Origin of the sequence: Streptomyces sp. SM1 (assembly GCF_002910825.1) — a bacterium.
In the GTDB taxonomy this organism is placed as follows: Bacteria; Actinomycetota; Actinomycetes; order Streptomycetales; family Streptomycetaceae; genus Streptomyces; species Streptomyces okerensis.
Map to the genome: position 1 here is coordinate 1 of NZ_NEUB01000042.1, position 5,694 is coordinate 5,694.

The following is a 5,694-nucleotide window of genomic DNA, read 5'->3' on the forward strand; positions in this document are numbered from 1 at the left end:
CCCCCTGCACGGACACATCAAGCCGACCCTGCCGGTCGTGGCCGAACTCGTCCGCCGGGGACACACCGTCACCTGCCACACGACCGCCGCCTTCGCGGACGAGACGGCGGCCACCGGCGCGACCGTGCGCCTCTACCCCGGGGACGGTCCACCGCTCACCGGCCCGCCGACGCCGGTCACGCTGCTGGACGGGCTCGCCCGCACCGCCGTCGCCCTGCTGCCCGCCGTGCTGTCCGACCTGCGCCGTGACCGGCCCGACCTGATCGTCCACGGGGCCGCCTGCCCGTGGGGCCCGGTCGCCGCGAGCGAACTCGGCGTACCCGCGGCATCGGTGTTCACCACCATGGCGTTCAACCGCTCCGTGTCCAGCCCCGGCCGCGCCTCACTGCGGCTGCTGGCCGCGGCGGCGGCCCGGCCCCGCAATGTCCGCGGCTATCTGCGGTCGCGCGGGCAGTTGTCCCGCCGGTACCGTACCCGGGGCCTGCCCCTGCTCGACCTGGTGAACGCCCGCCAGCCGCTCAACCTGGTGTTCACCTCCCGCGCGTTCCAGCCCGCCGCGGACACCTTCGACCGGTCGTACCGCTTCGTCGGGCCCAGTGTCGGCGCCCGTCCCCACGACCCGTCGTTCCCGGCCGGCCGACTGCGGCCCCCGGTGCTGTACGCCTCGCTGGGCACGGTGTTCGACGCGGGCCCCCGGGTACTGCGCACCTTCGCGGACGCGCTGGCACCCCTGGGCGGCACCGTGGTCGTCTCCACCGGACACACCGATCCGGCCGCCCTGGGCCCCCTGCCGCCCCACGTGATCGCCCGCCGCTTCGTCCCCCAGCCGGAAGTGCTGGACCGGGCCGTGCTGTTCGTCACGCACGGCGGGATGAACAGTGTCAACGAGGCCATGTACGCCGGCGTCCCCATGCTGGTCGTCCCGCAGGGCGCGGACCAGCCGCTGGTCGCCCGGCGGGTCGTCGAACTCGGCGCCGGTCTGTCCCTCCGCACCGAGGACGCCACCCCGGCCACGGTGAACGCCCTCGCGCGGCGCCTGCTCACCGAACCCGGCTTCCGGAACGCGTCCGCCGCCCTGCGGACCGCCCAGCGCGAGGCCGGCGGCCATGCGCGCGCCGCCGCCGAACTCGAGGAGTACCTGCACCGGACCACCCGTACGGGCCCGCAGCCCCCGGCGGATTCACCACAGGAGCGCTGAGCATGTCACCCGTTGTCGTCGTCCTGGTGGTGCTCGGCGGACTGTCCGAGGCCGCCGGGCGCATTCTGCCGCTGGTCGCCCGCCGGTCCGGTGTGTCGCGGCCCCTCGTGTCCGGCCTCCTGCTGACCGGCACCGTGGTCGAGAGCGCCGTGATCGCGCTGTGGCCGCTGACCGCGTGGACCCTCGCCCAACTGTCGCTGTCCGCACCGGTGTCCGGTGTCGCCGCCCTGACCTGGACACCCGGCCAGGCCGCCCCGATGCTCCTGGGCGCCGTCATCGCGTTCCCGCTGCTCGGGCCGCTGCTGCACCTGTTGCTCCTGGTGGGGGTCGGGGCCGGCCTGGTCGGCCCGCTCGCCGCGACGACGGGTGCGGGCTGGTGGGTGGCCGCCGGCTGCGTGGCCCTGGCGGGAGTCGGGCCGGCCGCCGTCGTGGAGGCCGTCCGCCACGTGGTCGCGCGGATCGGCGTCGCGGGAGCACGGGAGCTGACCGTATGACCTGGTTCCCGCTGCTCGCCCTGGTGCTCGGCCCGGTACTGCTCGCCGAAGCCCTGCTCGCCCGCTACGAGATGATGCTCTACATCGCCGGCTGGCGCGCCCCCACGACCCGGCTGCCCGCGGGCATGCCCTACGCCCGGGGCGCGGACCCCGACCGTCCGCCGACCGCCTACCTGGTCTATCTGGACGGCATCGGCAAACGCCGCTTCACCGACACCCGCGACGGGGGCCGGCTGGTCCAGGCGTTGATCGCCGCGGCACCGGACCTGCGCGTGCTGGGCCAGGTGCAGCCCTACTCCCCGCTGGCCGCCCCGCTCGCCACCCGGCCCGGGTGGGCGTGGATCCGGCGGCGCGCCGGCATCCTGCTGTTCCTGCACAACGTCATGCAGATCTTCGTCGCCGCGGACCGCCGCTACCGCCCCCTGTACAACCGCGCGGTGGGCGGGCAGATCGCCGGCCAGCTGCGGCGGGCCGGTTACCGGCCGCACAGCGGTGTCCCCGTGGTGCTGCTCAGCTACAGCGGCGGGGCCCAGGTCGCCACCGGCGCGGTGGAGGAACTGCACGACCAGTTGGCGGCCCCGCTCCTGCTGATCACTCTCGGCGGCTTCCACAACGGGGCCAACGACCTCACCCACGCCCGGCATCTGCATCAGCTGACCAGCGCCCACGACCGGATCGAGCGGGTCTGCACCTGGATCTTCCCGCAGCGCTGGCGGCTGCTGCGGAGCAGCGGATGGAACCGGGCCCGGCGTGCCGGGAAGGTCACGGTGCACCGGCTGGACCCGGCCACCCACCTCGGCCGGCGCAGCTACATCAGCCGGGAGTCGCACCGCCCCGACGGCCGCAGTCACCTCGACCACACCACCGACACTGTGCTCGCGCTCGTCCGCGCCGTCGGCCCGGACCGGCCGGTGACCCGATGAGGCGTCAGTGCCACGAGGTCCGGTGAGAGCGGCTGGGCCGACGCCACCTGACGGAGCGTCCGGCCGCCGCGAGCCAGGCCGGTTTCACCGGGAACGGGGCACGGACACCGGGCCGACACCTCGGCGGCGGCCGCGCACCTGTGCTTCCATTCTCCCGATCGCGCGTGCCCCCTACATGACTTGGAGAAGGCATGACGCACGGATTCCCCCGTCCTGTCCGCACCGGCCGTGCCGCGGCCGTGCTCGCCGCCGTTCTGCTGGCAACGGCGGCAACGGCGGCAACGGCGGCAACGGCGACGGCGGCGACGGCGGCCGGGGCCGGAGTCACCGGTTCACGCGCCCCGGCGGTCCCGCTGCGCGTGGCGACGTACAACATCCACGCCGGTGCCGGCCAGGACCAGGTCTTCGACCTCGACCGCACCGCCGCCGCCCTGCGCGGTCTGCGCGCCGATGTGATCGGCCTCCAGGAGGTCGATGTGCACTGGGGCGCCCGGAGCGACTTCGTCGACGAGGCACGTGCGCTGGCCGGGAAGCTCCGCATGCGGGTGTTCTTCGCCCCGATCTACGATCTGGAGCCGCCGGGCCCGGACGGCGAGCGCCGACGGTTCGGAGTCGCCGTGCTGAGCCGCCACCCGGTGCTCCACGCCGAGAACCACGAGATCACCCGGCTCTCCACGCAGACGTCGGAGCCCGTGCCCGCCCCGGCGCCCGGCTTCGCCGAGGTGGTGGTCGAGGTGCGGGGTGCACGGGTGCACGTCTACTCCACGCACCTGGACTACCGGGCCGACCCGTCCGTCCGCGAGGCCCAGGTGGCGGACATGCTCGCCGTGCTGGCCGGGGACCGCGGGCCGAAGGTACTCGTCGGCGACTTCAACGCCGAGGCCGGCGCACCCGAGCTGGCGCCCCTGTGGCGCACGCTCCGTGATGCCGCTCCGGACGGCGGCGGTACGTACCCGGCCGACGAGCCCGTCAAGCGCATCGACCTGGTCACCGTCTCGCCCGGCATCACGGTGACCGGCGCCCGCACGGTGGCGACGGACGCGTCCGACCACCGTCCGGTGGTCACGGACCTGAAGGTGCCCCGGCGCGGCCACTGAGAGGTTCATTCCCGCCCGGAGACGCTCATCTCGCCCAGCTCGGACCAGTCGTCCTGCGGGACCGACATGTTGACGACGCGAGGTGTCCCGGCGAGGTGCGGCGGCAGGGTCCGCTGTGCGGTCCGGAAATGTAAGGAAGCCACATGGGCCGCCCCCGCCTCACCGTCGCGGAAGGCCTCGACCAGCACGTACTCGTTCGGATCCTCGACACTGCGCGACCAGTCGAACCACAGGCAGCCCGGCTCCGCGCGGGTCGCCGCGGTGAAGTCCGCGGCGATCCGCGGCCATTGGTCCGCGTGCTCGGGAAGGACCCGGAACTTGGCGGTGATGAAGATCATCGTTTTCCTCCTCACCCCGCACCCGGCCCCGCGCCGCCCTGGAGGCGTTGCAGGTCGGAGGGGCGTACCTGGATGGCGAGCAGGGCGATCAGCGCGGCGACCGCGGCGAACACCGCCGCGGTGACGAACGCGGACGACACCCCGGCGGTGAGCACCTCGTCGGCCCACGGATCCGGCAGCTCTCCGGTGCGCTGGAAACGCACGCGTTCGGCCGGGGTGGCCTGCTGGAGGAAGCCCGGTATCTGTTGTTCGGCCTCGTTGCGGCTCGCGGTGCCGTACACCGTGACCAGGATGGACAGACCGAGCGAACCACCGACCTGCTGGGTGGCGTTGAGGAGGCCGGAGGCGGCTCCGGTCTCCCGGACGGCGACGTTGGACAGCGCCATGAGAGTCAGTGCCACGAACTCCATGCCCATGCCGAGGCTGAAGACCAGCATCGGACCGAGCACACTGCCCGCGTAGGTGGAGTGGACGTCGGTCAGGGTGAGCCAGCCGAGCCCCGCCGCCGCGAGGAGACCGCCCAGCACCATGAAGGGTTTGGGCCCGTACACGGGCAGGAACCGTGAGGCCAGCCCCGCACCGATCGCGATGACCGCGCTGACCGGCAGGAAGGCGAGTCCGGCCCGGAGCGGACTGAAACCCAGCACGTTCTGCACGAACAGCGTCAGGAAGAAGAACATGCCGAACATCGCCGCCGCGAGGCACAGCATGATGCCGTATGTGCCGGCGCGATTGCGGTCCGCGAACATGTGCAGCGGGGTGATGGGCTGCCGGGACCTTCTCTCGACCAGCACGAACGAGGCGAGGACGACGACCGCCCCGGCGAACGAGACCAGGGTGAGGGTGTCCCGCCAGCCGTCCTGCGCGGCCCGGATGAAGCCGTAGACCAGCAGCACCATGCCCGCCGTGGAGGTCATGGCGCCGGTGATGTCGAAACGGCCCGGATGGCGCTCCGACTCCTTGATCCAGCGCGGGGCCGCCAGGGCGATGAGGAGCCCGATCGGGACATTGACGAACAGCACCCACCGCCAGTTCAGCCACTCGACGAGGATGCCGCCGGCGAGCAGCCCGATCGCGCCGCCGCCCGCCGACACCGCGGCGAAGACCCCGAACGCCCGGTTGCGTGCCGGACCTTCGCGGAAGGTCGTGCTGATGAGGGCGAGTGAGGTCGGCGACGCGATGGCGCCGCCCATGCCCTGCAGGGCGCGGGCGGCCAGGAGCTGGCCGGAGTTCTGCGCGAGCCCGCCCAGCAGGGACGCCACCACGAAGAGCAGGACGCCGAAGATGAACACGCGCCGTCTGCCCAGGATGTCGCCGGCCCGTCCGCCGAGCAGCAGCAGCCCGCCGAAGGTGAGCGTGTAGGCGTTGACCACCCAGGACAGGCTGGTGGTGGAGAAGTCCAGGGAGCGCTGGATGTGGGGCAGCGCGATGTTCACGATGGTGATGTCCAGCACCACCATCAGCTGACAGGAGGCGATCACCAGCAGGGCCATCGCGTTGCCGCCGCCGGTGCCATGGGTGGTGTGCTGCGGCGCGGAGGCCGGTCGCGGTCCACTGGTCATGTCGGGTTGCCCTTTCGGGATTCCACCGTTCGACCGTACGCGGGGGCTCGGACCCCCACCACTCGATCACCACGCACCGGGG

At 73.0% G+C, this 5,694-nt stretch carries 6 protein-coding genes; 4 read left to right on the top strand and 2 right to left on the bottom strand.

Annotated elements, in window-relative coordinates:
• The first annotated feature begins 4 nt into the window (after positions 1–4).
• The 4 genes from B9S61_RS00880 (at position 5) to B9S61_RS00895 (ending at position 3,712) form a co-directional block, all read left to right on the top strand.
• Positions 5–1,198 (top strand): macrolide family glycosyltransferase, encoded by a 1,194-nt coding sequence (locus tag B9S61_RS00880; protein ID WP_103540461.1) that lies wholly within the window; start codon positions 5–7, stop codon positions 1,196–1,198.
• Positions 1,199–1,200: 2 nt separating this feature from the next.
• A complete protein-coding gene (locus B9S61_RS00885; RefSeq protein WP_103540457.1) occupies positions 1,201–1,692 on the top strand; it encodes a hypothetical protein in 492 nt (163 codons plus the stop codon).
• Positions 1,689–2,615, top strand: coding sequence for a hypothetical protein (locus tag B9S61_RS00890; RefSeq protein WP_103540458.1), 927 nt, complete (start codon positions 1,689–1,691; stop codon positions 2,613–2,615). The genes B9S61_RS00885 and B9S61_RS00890 overlap by 4 nt, the downstream gene beginning before the upstream one ends.
• A gap of 191 nt (positions 2,616–2,806) precedes the next feature.
• Positions 2,807–3,712 (top strand): endonuclease/exonuclease/phosphatase family protein, encoded by a 906-nt coding sequence (locus B9S61_RS00895; RefSeq protein WP_103540459.1) that lies wholly within the window; start codon positions 2,807–2,809, stop codon positions 3,710–3,712.
• 5 nt (positions 3,713–3,717) lie between these two features.
• Here B9S61_RS00895 and B9S61_RS00900 read toward each other — a convergent pair whose 3' ends face one another.
• On the bottom strand, positions 3,718–4,050 hold the full coding sequence (locus tag B9S61_RS00900) for a putative quinol monooxygenase (RefSeq protein ID WP_103540460.1): 333 nt from the start codon (positions 4,048–4,050) through the stop codon (positions 3,718–3,720).
• A gap of 11 nt (positions 4,051–4,061) precedes the next feature.
• Positions 4,062–5,543 carry an MFS transporter gene (locus tag B9S61_RS00905; protein ID WP_103540462.1) on the bottom strand — a complete coding sequence of 494 codons (1,482 nt, stop codon included), beginning with the start codon at positions 5,541–5,543 and terminating at the stop codon, positions 4,062–4,064.
• Between the last annotated feature and the right edge of the window lie 151 nt (positions 5,544–5,694).